Annotated in this window: 17 protein-coding genes; 7 read left to right on the top strand and 10 right to left on the bottom strand. The window is 62.0% G+C overall.

The window, feature by feature from the left end; translation table 11 throughout:
* Positions 1-111 precede the first annotated feature (111 nt).
* Together E4O92_RS19500 and E4O92_RS19495 are read right to left on the bottom strand one after the other, a co-directional pair.
* The gene (locus tag E4O92_RS19500; protein WP_135191326.1) at positions 112-1,302 is read right to left on the bottom strand and encodes an acyl-CoA dehydrogenase; all 1,191 of its coding nucleotides are present in this window, start codon (positions 1,300-1,302) and stop codon (positions 112-114) included.
* Positions 1,303-1,463: 161 nt separating this feature from the next.
* Positions 1,464-1,973: a flavin reductase family protein gene (locus E4O92_RS19495; RefSeq protein WP_135191325.1), complete on the bottom strand. Its 510-nt coding sequence runs from the start codon at positions 1,971-1,973 to the stop codon at positions 1,464-1,466.
* 133 nt (positions 1,974-2,106) lie between these two features.
* Here E4O92_RS19495 and msrA point away from each other — a divergent pair, with 133 nt between their 5' ends.
* Complete coding sequence (gene msrA / locus E4O92_RS19490) at positions 2,107-2,661, top strand: peptide-methionine (S)-S-oxide reductase MsrA (RefSeq protein WP_135191324.1); 555 nt, start codon at positions 2,107-2,109, stop codon at positions 2,659-2,661.
* Between the two features lie 372 nt (positions 2,662-3,033).
* Here the strand turns inward: msrA and E4O92_RS19485 are convergent, their stop codons facing one another.
* A complete protein-coding gene (locus E4O92_RS19485) occupies positions 3,034-4,242 on the bottom strand; it encodes a class I SAM-dependent methyltransferase (RefSeq protein WP_135191323.1) in 1,209 nt (402 codons plus the stop codon).
* 46 nt (positions 4,243-4,288) lie between these two features.
* On the bottom strand, positions 4,289-5,476 hold the full coding sequence (pdxH, locus tag E4O92_RS19480; RefSeq protein ID WP_135191322.1) for a pyridoxamine 5'-phosphate oxidase: 1,188 nt from the start codon (positions 5,474-5,476) through the stop codon (positions 4,289-4,291).
* A gap of 85 nt (positions 5,477-5,561) precedes the next feature.
* On the opposite strand from pdxH, the gene tcdA reads away from it, so the two are divergent.
* From tcdA to cysK, 3 genes are read left to right on the top strand one after another with little or no spacing between them, the layout of a single operon-like run.
* Positions 5,562-6,431 (top strand): tRNA cyclic N6-threonylcarbamoyladenosine(37) synthase TcdA, encoded by an 870-nt coding sequence (gene tcdA / locus E4O92_RS19475; RefSeq protein ID WP_135191321.1) that lies wholly within the window; start codon positions 5,562-5,564, stop codon positions 6,429-6,431.
* A 30-nt stretch (positions 6,432-6,461) separates the two neighbouring features.
* Complete coding sequence (locus tag E4O92_RS19470; RefSeq protein ID WP_135191320.1) at positions 6,462-6,944, top strand: FKBP-type peptidyl-prolyl cis-trans isomerase; 483 nt, start codon at positions 6,462-6,464, stop codon at positions 6,942-6,944.
* 35 nt (positions 6,945-6,979) lie between these two features.
* A complete protein-coding gene (gene cysK / locus E4O92_RS19465; RefSeq protein WP_135191319.1) occupies positions 6,980-7,912 on the top strand; it encodes a cysteine synthase A in 933 nt (310 codons plus the stop codon).
* A 164-nt stretch (positions 7,913-8,076) separates the two neighbouring features.
* Here cysK and E4O92_RS19460 read toward each other — a convergent pair whose 3' ends face one another.
* Positions 8,077-9,027, bottom strand: a complete 951-nt coding sequence (locus tag E4O92_RS19460) for a cation diffusion facilitator family transporter (protein WP_135191318.1) — start codon at positions 9,025-9,027, stop codon at positions 8,077-8,079.
* Entirely contained in the window at positions 9,024-9,341 is a 318-nt protein-coding gene (locus tag E4O92_RS19455) for an ArsR/SmtB family transcription factor (RefSeq protein ID WP_135191317.1), read from the bottom strand. The genes E4O92_RS19460 and E4O92_RS19455 overlap by 4 nt, the downstream gene beginning before the upstream one ends.
* 102 nt (positions 9,342-9,443) lie before the next feature.
* Here E4O92_RS19455 and E4O92_RS19450 point away from each other — a divergent pair, with 102 nt between their 5' ends.
* The 3 genes from E4O92_RS19450 (at position 9,444) to E4O92_RS19440 (ending at position 11,238) form a co-directional block, all read left to right on the top strand.
* Positions 9,444-9,635: a hypothetical protein gene (locus tag E4O92_RS19450; RefSeq protein WP_135191316.1), complete on the top strand. Its 192-nt coding sequence runs from the start codon at positions 9,444-9,446 to the stop codon at positions 9,633-9,635.
* A gap of 623 nt (positions 9,636-10,258) precedes the next feature.
* Positions 10,259-10,858, top strand: coding sequence for a suppressor of fused domain protein (locus tag E4O92_RS19445; RefSeq protein WP_135191315.1), 600 nt, complete (start codon positions 10,259-10,261; stop codon positions 10,856-10,858).
* Positions 10,859-10,911: 53 nt separating this feature from the next.
* The gene (locus tag E4O92_RS19440) at positions 10,912-11,238 is read left to right on the top strand and encodes a hypothetical protein (protein ID WP_135191314.1); all 327 of its coding nucleotides are present in this window, start codon (positions 10,912-10,914) and stop codon (positions 11,236-11,238) included.
* Here the strand turns inward: E4O92_RS19440 and E4O92_RS19435 are convergent.
* The 4 genes from E4O92_RS19435 to E4O92_RS19420 form a co-directional block, all read right to left on the bottom strand.
* Positions 11,216-14,419, bottom strand: a complete 3,204-nt coding sequence (locus E4O92_RS19435) for an efflux RND transporter permease subunit (protein WP_135191313.1) — start codon at positions 14,417-14,419, stop codon at positions 11,216-11,218. The two genes, E4O92_RS19440 and E4O92_RS19435, sit on opposite strands and share 23 nt — an antisense overlap.
* Entirely contained in the window at positions 14,416-15,960 is a 1,545-nt protein-coding gene (locus E4O92_RS19430; protein ID WP_135191312.1) for an efflux RND transporter periplasmic adaptor subunit, read from the bottom strand. The genes E4O92_RS19435 and E4O92_RS19430 overlap by 4 nt, the downstream gene beginning before the upstream one ends.
* Entirely contained in the window at positions 15,957-17,288 is a 1,332-nt protein-coding gene (locus E4O92_RS19425; protein ID WP_135191311.1) for a TolC family protein, read from the bottom strand. Before E4O92_RS19425 ends, E4O92_RS19430 begins: the two co-directional genes overlap by 4 nt.
* 69 nt (positions 17,289-17,357) lie before the next feature.
* On the bottom strand, positions 17,358-17,966 hold the full coding sequence (locus E4O92_RS19420) for a hypothetical protein (protein WP_135191310.1): 609 nt from the start codon (positions 17,964-17,966) through the stop codon (positions 17,358-17,360).
* Between the last annotated feature and the right edge of the window lie 36 nt (positions 17,967-18,002).

Genomic DNA, 18,002 nt, shown 5'->3' with positions numbered 1-18,002 from the left:
ATCTCGCTCTCCTTGGACAAGGCGAACTCATGACAACCGATTTTAGGACGGGACAACCGCAAAGAAAAAGCCCGCATCACGCGGGCTTTTTCGTTTTCGTTTGGCTGAGGATCAGAAGGCAGCGATCCCGGTTTGCGCCCGGCCCAAGATCAGCGCGTGGATGTCGTGCGTGCCTTCGTAGGTGTTGACCACCTCCAGGTTGACCATGTGGCGAATCACCCCGAATTCGTCGGAGATACCGTTACCGCCCAGCATGTCGCGTGCGGTGCGCGCGATGTCGAGCGACTTGCCGCAGGAGTTGCGCTTCATGAGCGACGTGATCTCGACCGCCGCCGTGCCCTCGTCCTTCATCCGGCCCAGGCGCAGGCAGCCCTGCAGGCCCAGCGTGATTTCGGTCTGCATGTCGGCCAGTTTCTTCTGTACCAGCTGGTTGGCGGCCAGCGGCTTGCCGAACTGCGTGCGGTCGATCGTGTACTGGCGCGCCGTGTGCCAGCATGCCTCGGCCGCGCCCAGCGCGCCCCACGCGATCCCGTAGCGCGCCGAGTTCAGGCAGGTGAACGGACCCTTCAGGCCGCGCACCTCCGGGAAGGCGTTCTCTTCCGGGCAGAACACGTTGTCCATCACGATCTCGCCGGTCACGGAGGCGCGCAGGCCGAATTTGCCGTGAATCGCGGGCGCACTTAAGCCCGGCATTCCTTTTTCCAGGATAAAGCCGCGGATCGCGCCTTCGTCGTCCTTGGCCCAGACCACGAACACGTCCGCCACCGGCGAATTCGTGATCCACATTTTGTTGCCGGTGAGCGCGTAGCCGCCATCGACCTTGCGCGCCCGGGTCTGCATCGATGCCGGATCGGACCCGTGGTTCGGCTCGGTCAGGCCGAAGCAGCCGATCCACTCGCCGCGCGCCAGCTTGGGCAGGTATTTCTGGCATTGCGCCTCGGTGCCGAACTCGTAAATCGGCACCATCACCAGCGACGACTGTACGCTCATCATCGAGCGGTAACCCGAATCGACCCGCTCGACTTCGCGCGCGATCAGGCCGTAGCTGACGTAGTTCAGGCCCGGCCCGCCGTACTGCTCGGGGATCGTCGGACCCAGCAGGCCGAGTTCGCCCATTTCGCGGAAGATCGAGGTATCCATCCGTTCGTGGCGGAACGCCTCGAGGATGCGCGGCTGCAGCTTGTCCTGGCAATAGGCGGCGGCCGCGTCGCGCACCATGCGCTCGTCCTCGGTCAGCTGCTCGTTCAGCAGCAGCGGATCATCCCAGTGAAATTGCGCCTTGCGCGCGGCGGGTCGGTTCATGGCTCATCCTGTCTCAATGCGTTCTGGTTGAAAAGGAACGGGCAATGTGCATCCATTGGCCCGCACCGGGTCGAGCCATTATAGAAAGCTGGCATGGCCGCATCTTTTGAAACTGCGACAGCCATTTTCATTTTTGATCGGGCAACTTGAGCCCGGACAGCTTATCCCCTGTCGGTGCTGCCGAATTGACTTCTGTGAAACATCAGGGCGGCCTGCGGGTGCGCATCGCAGTCCTCGACCTCGCCCACGAAAATCACGTGGTCGCCCTCCGGATAGCGGCTGCGGTTGTGGCACTCGAACCAGGCCGCCACACCCTTGAGGATCGGCTGGCCGGTGCGCGACAGTTCGTATTCGATCCCGCAGAACGGGTTGCTGGTCTTGCGTGAGAAACGCTTGGCCAGCTCCTCCTGCCCGGCGGACAGGACATTAATGACGTAATGCGAGTTGCCGGAAAAAATGGGCAGACTGTTGGCGGCGTTACCCAGGCTCCACAGCACGAGCGGCGGCTCAAGCGAGACCGAATTGAAAGAACTGGCCGTCAGGCCGCGGAAGCTGCCGTCGGCCAAGCGCGTGGTGATCACGGTCACACCGGTGGCGAATTGTGACAGCGCCTGGCGGAAATGCGCGGAGTCGAATCCGCGCCCGGTAGCGCGGGGGGAGCTTGTGTTCATTGTTGCCTTGGATAGTTGCCGCCATTATGCCACTGAGGAACCAGGACGGGTTGGCACGGCTGTTTTTGCGAATGCATAAACGTCCACTTTGCGTTACAGTGATTGGGGTGAAATTTAACTGTCGAGGTGGGACATGACCGAACAAGCAGCGACCGAAGTGGCCATCCTCGGCGGCGGATGCTTCTGGTGCCTGGAGGCGGTGTACCTCGAGGTACGCGGCATCCTGCGCGTCGAGTCAGGCTACATGGGTGGGCACACGCCCAACCCGACCTATGAACAGGTATGCGCTGGCGACACCGGCCACGCCGAAGTCGTGCGGCTACACTTCGACCCCAAGCTGATCAGCTATCGCGACATCCTCGAGATTTTCTTCACGATCCACGACCCGACCACGGTAAATCGGCAAGGCAACGACGTCGGGGAGCAATACCGCTCGGTGATCTTCTTCACGTCTCCTGAGCAGGAAGTGACCGCGCGCAAGGTGATGGCCGAGATGGCGCATGTGTGGGACGGGCCGATCGTCACCCAGCTGCTGCCGGCACAGGCCTGGCACAAGGCCGAGGACTACCACCAGGATTATTTCCGTCAGCATCCGCTGCAGGGGTACTGCGCATTCGTGGTGGCGCCCAAGGTGGCCAAATTCAGGAAGGTGTTCGCGAGCCGGCTCAAGACGCCGGAGCTGCGGTAGCCAGATCCTGCGGCTCTCGCGCTGGCGTAGGGTGCGCACCTGTGCGCACGCGGTACGGCTGCGTAGTGTTGGCTGCGCCGCGAGCTACAGTCGTTGACCGCGGCGGCAGGGCGCCCCTGCGCCGCTGGACGCCGCTCACCCTACGATCTGCCGGAGCCGTAGCCGTAGCACATCGTAGGGGGCGCGCGGCCGGCGAGGACCTGTGCGCACGCGGTTCGCGAAGGCAGCGTAAAGAAGCGGCAGCCGCAAGTCAGTATGCAGGGCGCACGGCCCGCGCGGTGTGCCCAGACGCCAACGGTCCGCACACGTACCGCGTGCGCACAGGTGCGCACCCTACGCCTGATGACCGCACTGCGAATCTGTTCAGTTGTTTCAGTTGTACATGTACCGCCGCGACCAGGGAATCTGCGACGGCTCCTCGCCGGCTTTGCCGCACACGATCTGGTACAGGCTGATCCAGTCGTGCGCGAACGCGTACGCGCAGCCCGCCAGGTACACGTGCCAGATCCGAAATCGCTTGGGATCGGTCAGCGTCTTGATCCGCTCGGCATTGCTCTCGAAGTTCTCGGTCCAGGTCGCGCATGTCTTCGCGTAGTGCCTGCGCAGATTTTCGACATCGCGCACTTCCAGCCCGCCTTCTTGCATCGTCCGGATCACGGTCGACAGGTGCGCCAGCTCGCCGTGCGGGAACACGTACTTGTCGATGAATTCGCCGCCGCCGTACGGCGTCGAGCGGTTGTCGACATCGGTCGTGGTGATGCCGTGGTTCATCGCCACGCCGCCCGGCGCCAGCAGCTTGTTCACGTGCCTGAAATACTCCGGCAGATGCTGCACGCCCACGTGCTCGAACATGCCCACGCTGGTGATGCGGTCGAACTGGCCTTCGACGTCGCGGTAGTCTTGCAGCCGGATCTCGATCCGGTCCTGCAGCCCGGCCTGTCTGACCCGCTCGCGCGCGAGCTGCACCTGGTTTTCCGACAGCGTCACGCCCACGCAACGGGCGCCAAACCGGCTCGCCGCGCGCATCACCAGCGCACCCCAGCCGCAGCCGATGTCCAGCAGGGTCTGCCCCGGCTGCACGCCGATCTTGGTCAGGATGTGGTCGATCTTTTTCAGCTGGGCCGCGGCCAGGTCCTCAGTGCCGCCTTCAAAGTAGGCGCACGAGTAGACCATGCCCGAGTCGAGCCAGGCGCCGTAGAACTCGTTGGAGACGTCGTAATGGTAGCGGATCGCGGCGGCGTCCTTTTTGCGGGTATGGGGCGACACCAGTTGCAGCGAACGCGACAGGCGCCCCTGGGTCTTGCCGATGCCGGAGGCGGCCAGCGCGTTGCCGATGTTGATCATGTCGACCGCGCGCCCGGTCACTTCGATCGCGCCTTCGACATAGGCCTTGCCCAGGTTGTACAGCGAGGGCGAGACCAGGTAGCGCAGTGACGACGGGCCCGGCACCTTGACCGTCACCCGTGGCGGCTCGTCCGACAGGTCGAACTGCTGCCCGTTCCACAGGATGATGCGCAAGGGTAGCGACAGCTTGTCGCGGATGCCTGTGCTCCAGGCGGAAAGCCTCATTTCAGTAAACACGCACACCTCCGGCATTTGACGGCAAGGCGGCCTGCGCCCTGCCTGCTTACGGTTGCAAACGTTGCCGCGTCCAGCTGCCGTCTTCCTGCCGCAGGTACACGATGCGGTCATGGAAGCGCGAACGGCGGCCCTGCCAAAACTCGAAACGGTCCGGCACCAGCCGGAACCCGCCCCAGTTTTCCGGACGCGGCGGCTCCTCGCCATACTGCTTGGTCACCACCTCGTAGTTGTGTTCTAGAACAGCGCGGCTCTCGATCGGCGCACTCTGGTTCGAGGCAATCGCCGACAGCCGGCTTTTCAGAGGGCGGCTGTTGAAGTACTTGTCGCTCTCTTCAACGGATGTACGCTCGACCCTGCCTTCGATCCGCACCTGCCGTTCAAGTTCGCTCCAGAAGAATAACAAAGCTGCATATGGGTTGTCGCCCAATTGTCGGGATTTCTGGCTGTCATAGTTCGTGTACCAGGTCAGCCCGCGTGCGTCGAACTGCTTGACCAGCACGATGCGCGAGCTCGGCCGGCCGTCGGGGCCCACGGTGGCCACGCTCATCGCGTTCGGCTCGTTCACCTCGGCCTTGAGCGCTTCCTCGAACCAGCGCGTGAACTGCTGCATCGGGTCGGCCGCAACGTGTGCCTCGTCGAGCACCGCCTGGCCATAGTCCGTCCGCAGGTGCGCCACCGCCTCGCCGACCGAAGGTGCTGGCGGCTCGATGCCGCGCCGCCGCTGCATCGCACTGCCGAGCTGGGCCATCTGAGCGGGCGAGAACAGGCGCAGCGCCATCGGCGCGATCACGTTTTCCTCGCGCTCCATGTGCGCCGCGTACTGTTGCGAGAAGCGTTGCACAATGCTCGCCGACAGCGCCGTGCCGCTGCCCGATGCGATGGCGGTCAGCTGTTCGTGCAGGTCTTGCCACATCGCGTCCATCTGATGGTGTTCCTGCACGATCAGCGGCACCAGCGCCTGCAAGCTTGCCGCGTCCTCTCCCTGAGCAACCGCGCGCAGCATCGGGAACAGGTCCTGTTCCTCGTCCTCGTGGTGCAAGTGCGCGGCCTTGTCGAAATACTTCAGTACCGCCTGCGCCGCCTTGCGCGCGGATTCGTCCGCCCCGTGCTCCGGCAGGTAGGGCAGCAGCTTTTCCAGCGTCGCCAACTGCTTGCGGATACGCCCGTGGCAATGTTTCAGGACGGCTATCGGTTGGTCGAAGTCCGGTGCGGGCTCGAGGAGAAAGTTGCTCATATGCGTTTTTTAACACAGAAAAAATTCGGTTGACTAAGAGCTATTTTAGTGCAGTCTGGCAGCATCAGTCCGCTAGAATGGGAGGATGAATACCATCAACACTCATAACCTCGTGTCGGTGCTGGACGACGAGGTCGACTTCGCACGCCGCTTCGGTGGTCTGGCTCGCCTGTACGGCGAGCGTGCCTTGGAACGCTTCCGTGCGGCGCACGTTTGCGTGATTGGCGTGGGCGGCGTCGGCTCGTGGGTGGTGGAGGCGCTGGCCAGGAGCGCGGTCGGCCACCTGACCCTGATCGACCTGGACAATGTGGCCGAGTCCAACATCAACCGCCAGATCCAGGCCTTGAGCGCGACCATCGGCATGCCCAAGATCGAGGCGCTGTCGCAGCGCATTGCGCAGATCAATCCGTTTTGCCAGGTGACGCTGGTCGAGGACTTCATCGACGAGAACAACATCGCGCAGATGATCGGCAGCGGCCGTTTCGACTACGTGATCGACGCGATCGACAGCGTCAAGCCCAAGGCCGCGCTGATCGCGTATTGCCGCGATCATGCAATTCCGCTGGTGACGATCGGCGGCGCCGGCGGCCAGCTCGACCCGACCAGGGTCGAGGTGCGCGACCTGGCCCGCACCGAGCAGGAACCGCTGCTCAAGAAAGTGCGCAAGATCCTGCGCGCACGCTACGGCTTTGCCCGCGGCGAAAAGAACAAGTACCACATCGATGCCGTGTTCTCGATGGAGCCGTTGCGCTATCCGGACAGTGGCGACGCCTGCGCGCTTGACGCCAACAGCATCACCGGCCTGAACTGCGCCGGCTTCGGTTCGAGCATGGTGGTGACCGCCACCTTTGGCATGGTCGCGGCCGGTCACGTGCTGCGCCGCATGGCCGAGGCTGCCGATGGCGGGCACGCTCCGGTCCAAGCTGTGCAACAGGAAGAGGCCTTGCTATCATAGGATTTCCAAAATCCTTGATGGAAGAGCCACATGATACGTCGTTCAGTATTCGTCGCCCTGCTGCTCGCGGCAGCAGCGGCCAACGCCCAGGAAACCCCGGCCGCCGCCGACCAGGCCCAGCAGCCGGCGGCTCAGCCGGAAGCCGCCCCGGCCGTTCCTGCGGCGCCCCAGGTTCAGATCATTGACCAGAAGGTCGGCACCGGCAAGGAAGCCACCCTCGGCAGCACCGTGGTCGTCCATTACACCGGCTGGTTCTACAAGCCGATGGCGCGTAACCAGCGCGGCCGCAAATTCGATTCCTCGCTCGACCGTGGCGAGCCGCTCGACTTCCGGCTCGGTGCCGGACAAGTGATCAAGGGCTGGGAGCAGGGCGTGGCCGGCATGAAGGTCGGCGGCAAGCGTACCCTGATCATTCCCAGCGACCTGGCCTATGGCAAGCGCGGCGCGCCGGGAGGCTCGATCCCGCCCGATTCCGACCTGATCTTCGACGTGGAACTGCTCAACGTGAAGTAAAGTCTAATTTTTCTGGAAGAGGGGAGGGGCCCGGCATGAAAATCGCAAACGATGTCACCGAACTGATTGGCAACACCCCGCTCGTGCGGATCCGCAGGCTGACGCAAGGCTGCGTCGCCGACGTGGTCGCCAAGCTGGAGTTCTACAGCCCGGCACACAGCGTCAAGGACCGCATCGGCCTGTCGATGATCGAAGCGGCCGAAAAGGCGGGCAAAATCGGTCCGGACACGATCATCGTCGAACCGACCAGCGGCAACACCGGCATCGCGCTGGCAATGGTCTGCGCCGCACGCGGCTACCGCTGCCGGCTGGTGATGCCCGACACCATGAGCCAGGAGCGCCGCATGCTGCTGCGCGCCTACGGCGCCGAGCTGGTGCTGACCCCCGGCGCGGAAGGCATGATGGGCGCAATCCGTCGCGCCGAGCAGTTCGTTGCGGAAGACTCGCGTTGCTTCATGCCGCAGCAGTTCCAGAACCCTGCCAACCCCGAAATCCACCGCCGCGCCACCGCAGAGGAAATCTGGCGCGACACCGACGGCAAGGTCGACATCCTGGTGGCCGGCATCGGCACCGGCGGCACCATCACCGGCGTGAGCGATGTGATCAAGGGCAGAAAACCTGGCTTCCAGGCGATCGCGGTGGAACCGGACGCCTCGCCGGTGCTGTCGGGCGGGCAGAAGGGCAAGCACGCGATCCAGGGGCTGGGCGCCGGCTTCGTGCCGGATGTGCTCAATACCAGCGCCTACGACGAAGTCATCCGCGTGAAGGACGAGGATGCGTTCGAGACCGCGCGCGCCGCCGCACGCCAGGAAGGGCTGCTGGTCGGGATTTCGTCGGGTGCCGCGCTGTGGGCCGCGGTCCAGGTGGCGCGCCGGCCCGAGAATGCGGGCAAGCTGATCGTCACGATCATCCCCTCGTTCGGCGAGCGCTACCTGAGCACACCGCTGTTCGCCAACCTGGCGGGGTAGCGTCTCCCCATCTGCAGCTGCAGGTCGCCGTAGGGTGCGCACCCTGTGCGCACGCGGTCACCGCATGCTGACTTGCGGCTACAGCTTCCCCCACGCGACGTTCGCGAACCGCGGTGCGCACTGGTGCGCACCCTACGAACGCCCCCGGTACGCCGTACGATTGTTCAATGCGCCGTCGCGTGCAGCGCACACCCGTGATCGGTCGTTCCTTCCTCCACCTGCAGTGTGCAGTGATGGATCGAAAAGTCCTTCCGTAACTGGTCCACGATCTGGTCGATCACCCGGTCGCCCGGATACCCGCCCGGCATCACCAAGTGCGCGGTAAGCGCGGTCTCGGTCGTGCTCATCCCCCAAATATGAAGGTCGTGCACTTCCGACACGCCCGGCCGCCCCGCCAGGAATTGCTGGACCTTAACCGGGTCGACATTGGCCGGCACCGCCGCCATCATCAGTTGCATCGATTCGCGCAGCAGACCCCAGGTGCCCATCACGATGATGATCATGATTACCAGGCTGGCTGCCGGGTCAAGCCATGTCCAGCCGGTGTACATGGTCACCAGGCCCGCCACCACCACCCCCAGCGAGATCGCGGCATCGGCCGCCATGTGCAGGTAGGCGCCGCGTATGTTCAGGTCCTCTTTGCTCCCGGCCATGAACAGCCAGGCAGAAAAGCCGTTGACCAGCACCCCGACCAGGGCCACGATCGACACGGTCGCCCCCGCCACCGGTTGCGGCGTTGAAAAGCGCTGCACCGCTTCAAGCGCGATCGCGCCGCACGCGAACAGCAGCAACAGGGCATTGGCCACCGCGGCCAGGATAGACGAGCTGCGCAGGCCGTAGGTGTAGCGGTGGTTGGGCGTGGTCTTGGCCAGCACCGCCGCGCCCCAGGCCAGCAGCAGGCCAAGCACGTCCGACAGGTTGTGGCCGGCGTCGGCCATCAACGCGGTCGAGTTGGCGAGGAAGCCATACACGAATTCAACCCCGACGAACAGCGTGTTCAGGCCGACCGCCAGCGCGAACGCGCGCCCCTTGTCGGTCGGCGCGTGGTGATGATGGTGGTGATGGCCATGACCGTGATGGTGGTCATGGTCGTGATGATGATGGTGATGGCTCATGCGTCAAGTCCGGTTGCGGGTTCGGCGATGTGTTCGAACATGTCGGCCAACAGGCCGCTGATGTGGGCGTCGGCGGCCGAGTAGAAAACCTGCTTGCCCTGGCGTTCAGCCTTCACGATGCGCGCCGCGCGCAGCAGGCGCAGGTGGTGGCTGACCAGCGAGCTGGACAAATCGAGGGTGGCCGCGATGTCGCTCACCGCAATCGGCTGCGCCAGGCAGGCCAGCACGATGCGCAGGCGCGTCGGGTCGCCCAGCAGGTGGAACAGGTCGGCCAGTTCTTCGACGGCGTGGTCGGTGTCAGTCGGGAAACTCATAATCGATATTTGAAGAGCTGTTCACATGTTAGGTCAAAAGGGGAACGGGGGCAAGGAAAAATTGTTCCGTTCGAATAGAAGCTTGAACAGGACAATAGAGTCATGAATGGGACAAAGATCATCAGTAAAATCGATGAAAATACTGATAAGATCGAGAAATTGCAGATCCTGGCAAAACCGCAGCGCAAGCAGCGGGAGGAGTTGTCGTTAATAAAGCGCAAGATAAAAATAAGTCGGCAACAGGAGGAGGCAAAAAAACCACCACCTCCCGCCGCTCAGAGAGCAGTTTTATGAGAGTCATATGAAGAATAATCTCATTTCGTCCTCAATTCGGCTTGTCGCATTTTTCGGTTCCATATTGCTGGTTGCGTTAATTTCTAACTCCATCAGGGCAGGCTGTGGTGACTTCGTATATATAATAACTGCGGTTTTTATATTGGCTGGAGGCGAGACTATTGCGCGCAAAACCATGGCGGCCGGAGAGTCGATATTGAATTGGCGAGCTCGCAAAATTTTCAAGAGACGGCCTCCAAGTTAGGACTGGCGGCCGACCGATACGCGTATCTTCGGTACGACAGCGACATCGCGGGCCGACTCTTCGCAACAGCTGACCAGTAATCACGGTAATTTTTCGACAATGATGTCGAAGAGCGGTTCTCAACAGAAGGTTGACGCTTTGTGTCAGAAGCTGAAGGATACTCCATGATTAATGCGTGCCAACTAGTCAAGCACTCGCCGGTCGGGGGCGCGATTGTTTCGCTCGTGGGTTGTTTAAGTTTATTTTCTGGGTTCTGAGTGTTGTTCGCTATCTAGCATGACAGAGCGAAGTACGGGGTGGGAAGGCGATATCCCAACACGCAGTCATCAATAAAATACATAGCCGTTTTAAGCAACTTTTCAACGGGGCGCCGGCCTACATGATTGATATGAGCCTAAGAGACGATGCGGGAAAATTATTTGATCACTACGAGAATTTTTTGGGTGAAGTAGAGACTTCGTTCGAAGGAAAAGATAAGACAAAAATCCCTTTTATTGTGTTGGCATATTCCGGTAGGGCAAATGGTGCAAGAAACTGCCTGATCACGTGCGGATTGTCGGCGCATCAACTGGCTGTGCCAGGGGGGAGCCGATCTGCTAGAACGGAGTTGGCCATATTTTCGAACTCAGCTGCGAACAAGGAAATGCTGAATGCGGTTTTAACCGTGGTAGGTCTTCACTTGCTGGAAACCCATGAATCGCCGGGTGTTTATGGAATTCTTCCTGGCTCGGGTCCAGTACTCGCTGGCGGTAATCCATTGTTTGAAAGTTTTTATTTGAGCCCGCCAGTTGGTCTGCCGCGGGAGTTCAGTATCTGCTCGCTAGGCGCGTCCGAGATTGAGATTCTTCAGTTGGTTCCAATCACTGCGGCGGAAGAGCATATGATCAAATGCGGAGGCTGGGCCGCTTTTGAAGAGGCAGTCAGCACACAAGGAATTGATTTATTGGGTTTTGATGAGCGAGAAGAAGTTCTCCTTTAGAAGAGGGGTGAATTACCCATCGACCTGCACCATCCAAACCGACGGGCTGGGCAGTGAAAACGGAAGAGGAAGGACGGAAAACAGCAATGAATGCGCGCGATGTGATCACCTTGATGGCTATTTACGTTGCAATTTACTACTTCAATGCGAGACGTCTGTTATTTTGGATTAGAGAGTTTGATAAGGAGTATTTTCAAAGCTTGGGTTTTGTAGGTGGGGTTGGCATGAGGAATTCCGTTGCAATTGGAAAGATCCTATTTGATAGAAGCCTTCCGAAGCCGGACTACCCGCCCGGATTTAAATTTCGACTGAAATTTACAAGATTCATCCTCTTTTTTTCGCCTGGGGTCGCTGTAGTCATGATTTTTCTTGCGGCCTGAATGCGGGAGCTGAGAGCTCGGTTTTGTGCGTGGGCTGCCTGTAGCCTTGGTTGCTTCCGCGTAATGACCGCCGGCGCAGCAGCAGGAACGCCGCCGGCACCACCAACATTGACAGCAGGGGCGCCGTGATCATGCCGCCGACCATTGGTGCCGCGATGCGCTGCATGACTTCCGAGCCGGTGCCGCTTCCAACCATGACCGGCACGAGACCGGCAATGATGACTGCCACTGTCATTGCCTTCGGGCGCACGCGCAAAACGGCCCCTTCGCGGATCGCGTCGAGCAGGTCGGCTTCGGCATCGCGCCCGGCTGCGACGCGCGCCTCCCAGGCGTGCTTCAGGTACAGCAACATGATGACGCCGAACTCGGCCGCAACGCCGCCCAGCGCGATGAAACCGACGCCCGATGCGACAGAAAGGTTGTGCCCGAGCAGCCATAGCAACCACACGCCGCCCGCGAGCGCAAACGGCAAGGTCGCCATGATGAGAGCGGCTTCGTCGAAGCGCTTGAAGGTGAGATATAGCAGCACAAAAATGATGAGCAAGGTGGTCGGCACCACAATCTTCAGTTTGGCTGTGGCACGCTCCAGGTATTCGAATTGCCCGGACCACGACACCGAATACCCGGCCGGCAACTTCACTTCCTGTGCGACGATCTGCTGCATGTCGTGTACGGCCGAACTGAGGTCGCGCCCGCGGATGTCAACATACACCCAGCCCGACAGCCTCGCGTTCTCGCTCTTGAGCATCGGCGGGCCGTCCACAATACGCAGCGCCGCAACGTCGCCGAGCCGAATTTGCGCACCCCGGCTGGTCAACACCGGCAACGCCCGCAGTTTCTCGACCGAGTCGCGCACCTCGCGCGGATAGCGCACGTTGATCGGGAAGCGTTGCAATCCCTCCACCGTCTCGCCAATGTTGTCGCCGCCGATCCCGGCCGACACAATGCTTTGCACGTCGGCGATATTGAGCCCGTAACGCGCGGCCGCATCGCGGTCAATCTTCACGTCGATGTAGCGGCCGCCGTTCAGGCGCTCCGCCAGGGCAGACGACACACCGGGCACCTTCTTGACCGCGCGCTCGATCTCGCCGGTGATACGGTCGATCTCGCGCAAGTCGGTACCGGCCACCTTGACTCCCACGGGGCTCTTGATGCCAGTGGCCAGCATGTCGATGCGATTCCTGATCGGCGGCACCCAGATGTTCGACAAGCCCGGCACCTTCACCACACGGTCGAGTTCCTCGACCAGCTTGTCGGGCGTCATGCCGGCACGCCACTGGTCGCGCGGCTTGAATTGGATCGTGGTTTCGAACATCTCAAGCGGCGCCGGGTCGGTTGCCGTATCAGCCCGTCCGGCCTTGCCGAACACGCTTTGCACCTCCGGTACGGTTTTGATCAGGCGGTCGGTTTGCTGCAGCAATTCGGTCGCCTTGCCGATGCCGATGCCGGGCAGGGCCGACGGCATGTAGAGCAAGTCGCCTTCGTCAAGCGGCGGCATGAATTCGCTACCCAGGCGCGACAGCGGCCAGATAGTCGCAACGGCGATGACGGCGGCCACCGTGATGACCGCCTTTGGATAGCGCAGCACGCGTTCGAGCAGCGGGCGGTACAGCTTGATTAGCCCGCGATTGAGCGGGTTCGACTGCTCGTCCGGAATACGGCCGCGTATCAGATAGCCCATCAGCACCGGGACCAGCGTCACAGCCAAGCCGGCGGCCGCAGCCATCGCATAGGTCTTGGTAAAGGCCAGCGGCGCGAACAGCTTGCCTTCCTGGGCTTCCAGCGTGAACACCGGCACGAACGACAGCACGATGATCAGGAGCGAGAAGAACAACGCGGGCCCGACCTCGGCCGCAGCATCGCCGATTACCCGCCAATGGTCCTGGCCCGCGAGCTGCTTGCCGGGATGCGCGTGGTTCCACGCCTCGATTTGCTTGTGCGCATTCTCGATCATGACGACCGCCGCGTCGACCATTGCCCCGATGGCAATCGCAATGCCGCCGAGCGACATGATGTTCGCATTCACGCCCTGGTAGTACATGATCACATAGGCCGCCAGGATGCCGAGGGGTAGCGATACGATCGCGACCAGGGCCGAGCGCAGATGGAACAGGAAGATCGCGCACACCAGGGCGACGACAATGAATTCTTCGGCAAGCTTGTGTTCGAGGTTATTCACCGCACGCTTGATCAGGCTGGACCGGTCGTAGGTCGGTACGATCTCGACACCCGGCGGCAGGCCCGCCTTGAGCGTCTCCAGCCTGGCCTTGAGCGCGTCGATCGTCTCCAGCGCATTTTTCCCTTCACGCATGATGATCACGCCGCCGGCCACCTCGCCCTCGCCGTTCAAGTCGGCCACGCCGCGCCGCATCTCCGGGCCGACCTGGATGCGGGCCACGTCCCCGAGCCGGACCGATACGCCGGCTTCCGTGGTCATGAGCGGAATCTTGCGAAAATCGTCCAGCGAATGCAGGTAGCCGGAAGCGCGCACCATGTATTCGGCTTCGCCCAGTTCGAGCACGGAGCCGCCGGTTTCCTGATTCGCGCGCTGCACGGCCTCGATGACCTTCGCATGGGGGATGTTGTAGGCGCGCAGCTTGTCGGGATCGAGCTGGATCTGGTACTGGCGCACCATGCCGCCGACGCTTGCGACCTCCGACACGTTGCGCACGGCTTTCAGTTCATACTTGAGAAACCAGTCCTGCAGCGCGCGCAGCTGCGACAGGTCCATGCGGCCACTGCGGTCGACCAGCGCGTATTCATAGACCCAGCCGACGCCAGTGGCGTCCGGTCCGAGCGACGCCCTGGCCTGCGCCGGCAGGCGCGACTGTACCTGGTTCAGGTATTCCAGAACCCGGGAGCGCGCCCAGTAAGGATCGGTGCCGTCGTCGAACAGGATGTAGACGAAGGAATCGCCGAAGAACGAGTAGCCGCGAACCGTTTTCGCACCAGGCACCGAGAGCATGGTGGTCGTGAGCGGATAGGTGACCTGGTTCTCGACGATCTGCGGCGCCTGGCCGGGGTAGGTCGTTCGGATGATGACTTGGGTGTCTGACAGATCGGGTAGGGCATCGAGCGGCGTTTTCGACAGCGCCCAGAGACCCCAGGCGACGAGCCCGAGCGTAGATAGCAGCACGAGGAAGCGGTTGACGATCGACCAGCGGATCAGTTTGGCGATCATTTTTCACCTTTCGCGCCGGCCTTCTTGTCAGCGCGGGCACCTGTCGTCGGCCTGATCGTCGTGATCTGGTAATCGCCATCTTTTGTCTGGCGGATCTCGAACGTGACCTCGTCGCCGACCGCGATGTTGTTCGGCAAGCCCCCGGGCGGCAGCCTGAAGCCCATCGTCATCGGCCCCCATTTCAACGATGGGATCGGTCCATGGGACAGCGTGATGCTGTCGGCGTCGATTTTTTCGACGCGGCCGGAGCCGTGATGGGTCGGCGCGGCGGCCGGTTGCGTGGTGCTTGCTTGCGGCACCTCACCGATGCGCGCCAGCGTGCCCCTAAGGTTTGCCTCCGAATCGACGAGGAACTGCCCAGAGACGACGACCTTTTGGCCGGCGTCGAGCCCCTTGCGGATTTCAGTCTGGCCATTGGCTTCCAGACCTGTCTCGACCTCGGCCGGAGTGAACTTGCCGCCTTCCCCAGCGATGAAGACGATGGAGCGTTCTCCAGTCTGGACCACGGCCTCGCTGGGCACCAGCAGCACCGGCTTTGAGGCGGCAGGGCGAAGGGTGACGGTGGCGAACATGCCGGGCACAAGGCGGCCGTCCGGATTCGCCAGTTCGATGCGCGCCTTGAGCGTGCGTGTGGTGGGATCGATTTCCGGCAGGATGGCGCCGACCTTGCCCTTGAAGGTCAAGCCGGGCCAGGCCGGCGTGCGTGCCTCGACGGCATTGCCGGGCCGAACCTGCGCGGCGGCAGCTTCCGGGATCTCCGCATTGACCCACACCGTTGACAAGCCGTTGATGCGGTACAGCAGCGTACCGACAGTTACCGTCATGCCTTCGCGCGCGCCCAGCTCAGCCACTACGCCGTCCATGGGCGAGGTAACGGTGATGCGCGGATGGACTTTGCCGGTCGTTTCGACCAGGCGAATCTGATCGTCAGTCATGCCAGCCAGACGCATGCGCTGACGCGCCGCAGGGGCCAATTCACCCGCGTCCGGCATGCCTCGTGCAGCCAGGTAGTCCTCCTGGGCGGCGACCCAGTCCGGCACATACAATTCGGCCAGCGGCTGCCCGCGGCGGACGTGGTCGAGCGGCGCCCGAACCGCCAGTCGCTCGACGTACCCGTTGGCGCGCGCCTGCACCACGGCGACGTCGCGTTCGTTGTAGGCTACGCTGCCGATCGCCTCAAGCCCGGAGGCGAGCGTGCCTTCCTTCACCTCGGCGGTGCGAATGCCGAGGTTTTGTTGCACCTGCGGGCTGATCACAACGTTGCCCTGGTCGCCTGCCTCGTCGGCATAGACCGGCACCAGCTGCATGTCCATGAAGGGCGACTTGCCCGGCTTATCGAATTTGTGGCCGGGAACCATCGGATCGTGCCAGTACAGCACGCGTCGACCGGTGGCCGGATCAATCTTGTCGCCGCTAGTGCCGCCCGTCGGTTGCGCCGCCTTCATGCCATGTTCCATGCCAACCCAGTACAAACCACTGCCTGCGGCCACGAGGATGCCGGCAGCAGTCAGCGTGACGATAAGCTTTTTCGGGTGGATCATTTCGGGTTCCTCGGGACCGCGACGCCCCCGGGCTCAGCGCCGTGGGAGGTCGGAAAGAGAAAGTTCAGTTGCGCCCATAAGCGGGCGGTGTCGGCTTCGAGCTGCAACGCCGCCAGGCGCACATCAAGCTCATTGCGGCGTGCTGCCAGAACATCAACCAGCATCGCCTTGCCGCCGCGATACGCAGCCAGCACGGCTTCGCTGCGCTCCTTGGCCAGCGGGATGAGCTCATGGGTCTGGCGTGTGAGGCGAGCGCGGTTGGTTTGCCACTCTCCGATCAGCGCGCGGGTCTCGGCCACGTGTTCGCGGAGCATCTCATCGCGCTCGGCGCGCCGCTGTTCCGCCAACGCCAGCTTGGCGGCCAGTTCGCGATCTTGCCGGTTCTTCTGGTCCCATTGCAGCGGGACCGAGACGCCCACTGACACCATGTTCGAAAAGGATGGACCGCGCTGCTGGTAAGCAACTTCGACGGTCCAGTCCGCCTTTTTGTTGGCTTGTGCCAGCCTGGCCTCAAGCGCGGCGATTTCTTCCTGCCTGACCATAGCGGCCACTTCAGGATGATGAACGAGCTGCGTATCGAGGGTCGATGGATCAAGCCGAATAGTATCAATCATCGGTTGGCCAGCCAGCGGCCGCGCGGCAGCGTCGCCGACCCAGCGCCCGAGTGCAATCGTCGCGCTTCGCGCCCGGCGCATCGACTCGTCAAGACGGTCATCGAATTGCAGCACCGCTGCCTTAGCAGCCAGCACGTCGGCCTGACTCCCTCGGCCAGAACGGTACGCGGCGTCGGCAGCCTGCTCTTCACCTTGCGCACGCTCCCGCTGCGCGGCGACGATCGATGTCATCGCCTCTGCATAGTAGCGGTCAAGCCAGGCGATGGCGGTGTCGCGCTCGACAGTAGCGATCGCTTTGTCTTTCTCGGCAAGAGTCCTGTCTGCCTCCCGCAGGTAGCGTTCGCTGCGCAAGGAGCGCTTGTCGCTCCTGATAAATTCCTGACTGATGCCAATGCGGCGCATCGTCATGAAATCGGCGGTAAGGCTGCCGCGATCGGGGCCGGTGACCGGAAAATTGTCGACGCCGGCCTTTAATACGGGATCCGGCAGTTGACCCGCAGCGACAGACATTGCACGTGCGGCGTCGATAGCGGCATTCTCAGCCGCGATCTGGCGTGAACGGGCAACGGCAAGCCGTTGGGCTTCCGGCAGCGACAACAGATCAGCGGCTTCGGCGACGAAGCATAGGCACAGCAGCGCCGCTCCTGTGGCCCAGCGTACCAGGAAAAAAACGGCGGCGCGCCGGCTATGGCGCGCGCAGGGAAGAAAAGGCATGACATCTCCACCAAGCGTTAAACGGCGTCGCGCGAGCATGCGCGACGGCGAATCAAGCGTCGGGAAGTGTCAAATACGAAAACAACAATGGCGGATCGCTAATGGCGGCGCCGTGGCGCGTGCGAGGAACGAGTTGTCGAGTGACGCCACTGTCGGCATGACCACGTCAAGGGGAACGACAATATGCGCCTGGCCGATCGGCACAAAAGGCTGTACCTGCGGCACGCTCGGTATGTCGAGCGACTGCTTGCCAACCTTGTCATGAGAGTGGCAGAGGGTGGGTTGTGCCCTGTCCATGCCAGTACAGTCGGCCATATCGGCCATCCCGTTGTCATCTACTACCGTCATTGCCACGGATGCCGGGGCGGTGGTATCTGGACACATGTAGGATGCGAGCGCCAGTTGCGTGAACAGCAGGCTGATCACGGCAATCACGGCGGCAAACAGACGAGTTGTCCTGGACGGTCTCATAAGACAGATTGGTATTCGGCGATCATTGCAGGTCGCTGCTTTACTGTCAAGACGATGCTTTTTCACCGTGTCAATGGTCTGATTGTCATTCAAGACTTGGACGTAACAGTTCAGTGACCGAACCCGCCGAGCAGCCAAAGGAGCTTGTCCAGCATGGGCAAGGTGGATCGCCTCATGCTCAGAGAACAACGGGAGCACATCAATCATAATAATTTATATATAATTTTTAATAATATTGGCTTG

It is taken from the genome of Massilia horti (assembly GCF_004614195.1).
In the GTDB taxonomy this organism is placed as follows: Bacteria; Pseudomonadota; Gammaproteobacteria; order Burkholderiales; family Burkholderiaceae_D; genus Telluria; species Telluria horti.
The sequence above is the reverse complement of the archived record's forward strand: the minus strand, read 5'-3'. Positions and strand labels throughout refer to the sequence as shown.

Bases quoted from the DNA above. Each gene is read 5' to 3' on its own strand.
- E4O92_RS19425 (WP_135191311.1), bottom strand. From the start codon at position 17,288: ATGCCTTTTCTTCCCTGCGCGCGCCATAGCCGGCGCGCCGCCGTTTTT.
- E4O92_RS19470 (WP_135191320.1), top strand. From the start codon at position 6,462: ATGATACGTCGTTCAGTATTCGTCGCCCTGCTGCTCGCGGCAGCAGCG.
- cysK (WP_135191319.1), top strand. From the start codon at position 6,980: ATGAAAATCGCAAACGATGTCACCGAACTGATTGGCAACACCCCGCTC.
- msrA (WP_135191324.1), top strand. From the start codon at position 2,107: ATGACCGAACAAGCAGCGACCGAAGTGGCCATCCTCGGCGGCGGATGC.
- pdxH (WP_135191322.1), bottom strand. From the start codon at position 5,476: ATGAGCAACTTTCTCCTCGAGCCCGCACCGGACTTCGACCAACCGATA.
- tcdA (WP_135191321.1), top strand. From the start codon at position 5,562: ATGAATACCATCAACACTCATAACCTCGTGTCGGTGCTGGACGACGAG.
- E4O92_RS19445 (WP_135191315.1), top strand. From the start codon at position 10,259: ATGATTGATATGAGCCTAAGAGACGATGCGGGAAAATTATTTGATCAC.
- E4O92_RS19495 (WP_135191325.1), bottom strand. From the start codon at position 1,973: ATGAACACAAGCTCCCCCCGCGCTACCGGGCGCGGATTCGACTCCGCG.
- E4O92_RS19450 (WP_135191316.1), top strand. From the start codon at position 9,444: ATGAATGGGACAAAGATCATCAGTAAAATCGATGAAAATACTGATAAG.
- E4O92_RS19435 (WP_135191313.1), bottom strand. From the start codon at position 14,419: ATGATCGCCAAACTGATCCGCTGGTCGATCGTCAACCGCTTCCTCGTG.
- E4O92_RS19430 (WP_135191312.1), bottom strand. From the start codon at position 15,960: ATGATCCACCCGAAAAAGCTTATCGTCACGCTGACTGCTGCCGGCATC.
- E4O92_RS19420 (WP_135191310.1), bottom strand. From the start codon at position 17,966: ATGATTGATGTGCTCCCGTTGTTCTCTGAGCATGAGGCGATCCACCTT.
- E4O92_RS19500 (WP_135191326.1), bottom strand. From the start codon at position 1,302: ATGAACCGACCCGCCGCGCGCAAGGCGCAATTTCACTGGGATGATCCG.
- E4O92_RS19455 (WP_135191317.1), bottom strand. From the start codon at position 9,341: ATGAGTTTCCCGACTGACACCGACCACGCCGTCGAAGAACTGGCCGAC.
- E4O92_RS19460 (WP_135191318.1), bottom strand. From the start codon at position 9,027: ATGAGCCATCACCATCATCATCACGACCATGACCACCATCACGGTCAT.